Here is a 3,296-nt window from a genome sequence, read left to right as displayed (position 1 = left end):
CGAGTACCCCGTCCGCCCAGGACCGCAGCAGCGCCTGCTCGACCACGCCGGGCAGCTGTCCCGGGTCGACACCGCGCTCGGCCGCGACCGCCACGAGCTGGTCGGCGCCATGGCGGGCGAGGACGGCGAGGCCGTCGCGGTACGCCTGCCACTCGTCGGGGCCGTGCGGGTCGGCCAGCAGGGCGCCGATCACCTGCTGGGCCTGGTCGAACGTACCGAGCAGGGACGGGGCGAGCTGGGTGGTGCGGGCGTCGTCGAAGAGGCCGAGCAGCGCGGTCACCGCGTCGGACCAGCGCTCCGCCCGGCGGTCGGTGATCTCGCACCAGTCGCCGAGGGCCCGCCGGATGTTTCCGGCGAGGAGGGCGGGGAGGCGGTCGGGGCCGCCAGGGGGGTGGGCGCGCCCCGGGGTGTGGGGTTCGGCGGCTCCGCCGGGGTTGTCCGGGCTGTTGGGGCTGTTGGGGTTATCCGGGGTGTCCGGTGCGTCGGCTGCGGTGGTCCCGGGGCTTTCCACGGTCGCGGCGGTCACGGCGGCTTCAGCGATCTCGGCGATCTCAGCGGTCTCGGCGGTCTCGGCGGTTTCGGCGATCTCGGCGATCTCGGCGGTTTCGGCGGCCAGTTGGTCGGGGAGCAGGTCGTCGCGTACGGCGTCCCGGGTCAGTGCGGCGATGCGGTCGGCGGTGGCCAGCGCCTGGCGCAGGGCGTCCACCCCGTCGTTCGTACGGTGGGCGTAGCGGCCGAGCAGCGCGGCGTGCTGATCGGCGAGGCGGGCGACCTCGGCGGCGGCCCGCTGCCAGGCGAGGGCCTGGTCCAGCCGCCCGACGACCGCCTTGTCCCGGTTCCCGGTACGGGTGAGGGCGGCCACGGCCGCGCGGTCCGCCTTGAACTGGGCCGAGAAGCGCGCCATCACGCCACGGTGGCTGTCGGTGAAGCGGTGGACGAGGTCGGGGAGTCCGGCGGCCCGGAGCACCTGTTCGCCGAAGACGTCATCGGCGGCCCGCCGGGCGCCGGTCTCGGCGTCCAGGGCCCGGCGCAGCTCCTGGGCGGCCAGCTGGGCCAGGCGCAGGACGGTGGGGTCGAACCAGGCGCGTGGCGGGCGGTGTTCCGCCGTGGTCAGGTCGGCCAGCTCACACAGGGCGAAAGCGGCCTCCGCGCTGTCCCCCTTGGGCATGCCGAACAGATCGGCGAGCTGGGCGAGCTGGTGGGAGACATCCTCGGGCAGTGGTGTGCCGGGGCCTGGCGTGACCGGGCGCCCGGAGTCGGGCAGTCCGGCCCGCAGAATCCGTACGGTCCCCTGGAGTTCGCGGACGGAGCGCGGTTCGCCCTGGGTGGCGGCGAAGGGGCGGCGGCCGGTGGCCGTCAGCAGCGCGTCGAGCGCGTCACGGGCCTCGGTGACGACCTGGTGGGCGGCGGTGCCGGTGAGTCCGCGCCAGGCGAACGCCTCGCCCTCCGCCGCGGGCCGCCAGGCGCGGCTGATGGCCTGGGCGGCGGTGTGGAGTTCCTGGAGGGCACCGGCGCTCAGCGTGCGTACGGTGGTGGTGTTCTGGACGTCACGGGCGGCGAGCGGCAGCAGCGGGGTGCCGGACAGCTCCAGCTGGACGAGACGGCCGAGTACGTCGTGCAGCGAGCGGTCCAGGGGTGCGCGGGTCTCGTTCATGGCCGCCGCGTAGCCGGACAGGTCCTCCCGCAGTCGGCGGGCGCGCGCCAGTTCGTGCTCGGCCGCTCCGGTGACGCGGGCCTCGGTGGTGAGGACCCGGGCGAGTTCGGTGGCGACGGCCTTCTTGCTCGTGTCCCCACTGTGCAGGGCGAGCACGAAGTCGCCGAGTCCGACGCCGCGCAGCCGGTTGTGCACGACATCGAGGGCGGCGGCCTTCTCACTGACGAACAGCACGCTCCGGCCCGCGTGCAGCAGGGCCGCGATCATGTTGGTGATGGTCTGGCTCTTGCCGGTGCCGGGCGGGCCGCTCATCACGAAGGAACGGTTGTCCAGGGCGGCGGCTATGCACTGGCGCTGCGACGCGTCGGCGTCCAGGACGAGCGGGGTCTTCTCGGGGAGCTGGATCTCGTCGATCCGGTCCAGCTCCGGGGGCTCAAAGCCGATGACGTCGTCGGGGAGCCCGGAGTCGGGGCCGAGTCCGACGGCGCGCACCAGCGGATGGGCGAGGATGCGTTCCTCGTTCTGCTGGAGGTCCTGGTACATGGCCTCCCGGTGCGAGGCGAACAGGCCGAGCACCGCGCGTTCGCCGACCCGCCAGCCCGGCTGGGCCGCCGCGACCTCGCGGGCGGCGGCCAGCACCGCCGCCGGGTCGGTGACATCGGTGCCGGTGACGGCGGACCAGTCGACGCCCATGCGCTCCAGCTTCACCGCGAGCGCGGGGTTGTGGGTGCGGTCCTGGCCCTCGGCGGGGCGCAGCCGGAAGCGTCGGTCACGGTCCCGGCGCAGCTCGACGGGAACGAGGAGCAGTGGGGCAGAGCTGGTCTCCTGGGCACCTTCCTCGCACCAGTCGAGCATGCCGATGCCGAGCCACAGGACCCACAGGCCGTAGTCGTTGTACATCTGGCCGGACTTGAGACGCAGCTGGTAGAGGGCGCTGTCCAGGCCGGACTGGGTGGTCTTCTGGGTGCGCAGACCGGGGCGGGTGGGGTTTCCCGGGGTGCGGTCGGCAAGGTGGGGTGTCCGGTCGGCCGTCCCCGGTGCCCGGTCGGCCGTCCCCGGTGCGCGGTCCGCCGCCGGGGTCCGGTCCGCCGCCTCGGGTGCCCGGTCCGGGGCGCTCGGCTTGTCCAGGTCGACGCCCTGTCCCGGACCACCCGGCGGCACCGGCGGCCCCGACGGACCCGTCCGCTCCTCGGCGACGGGCGCGAAGCCCCAGCCCTTGCCGAGGCCCGCGAGGAGGGCGATGGCGTCGGGGGAGGTCAGCTCCAGCGTGGCCGTCCTCGTATGGCGGAAGTTCAGCAGCCTGTTGCGACCACCCATGTCGAGCAGGGAGTTCCGCCAGCCGTCCAGAACGGCCTTCAGCCGGTCGGGACCAGGGTCGCTGGTGGTGGCGTGCGCGGACTGGGGCCGACCGGTCATACGGAAAGTACCTCCTGGGGACGAACTGTCTGCCTATCAGCCTTCACTTCGTGACACGCCGGGCTTCAGCCATCCGATATGCACTTGTTGTCGATCTTCGGAGCGTGGGGGCTCCGCCGGGGAGCGCGCTTGTGTGTGCTGCCGGGCACGCCCTGCGGGCGTGTCCTCAATCGCCGGACGGGCTGAAATGGCGCACCCAGGCAAGCAAATTCAGCCTCGCTGGGTC

1 protein-coding gene is annotated in these 3,296 nt (G+C 73.7%); it reads right to left on the bottom strand.

Annotation, left to right across the window (positions count from 1 at the left end):
- Positions 1-3,070, bottom strand: a 3,070-nt coding sequence (locus ACWF94_RS37090; RefSeq protein WP_453499097.1) for a DUF4011 domain-containing protein, incomplete at its 3' end; no start/stop codon positions are given.
- Between the last annotated feature and the right edge of the window lie 226 nt (positions 3,071-3,296).

This window comes from Streptomyces sp. NPDC055078, from assembly GCF_053607985.1.
Note: the sequence above shows the minus strand (reverse complement) of the source record. Positions and strands in the feature narration are given on the sequence as shown.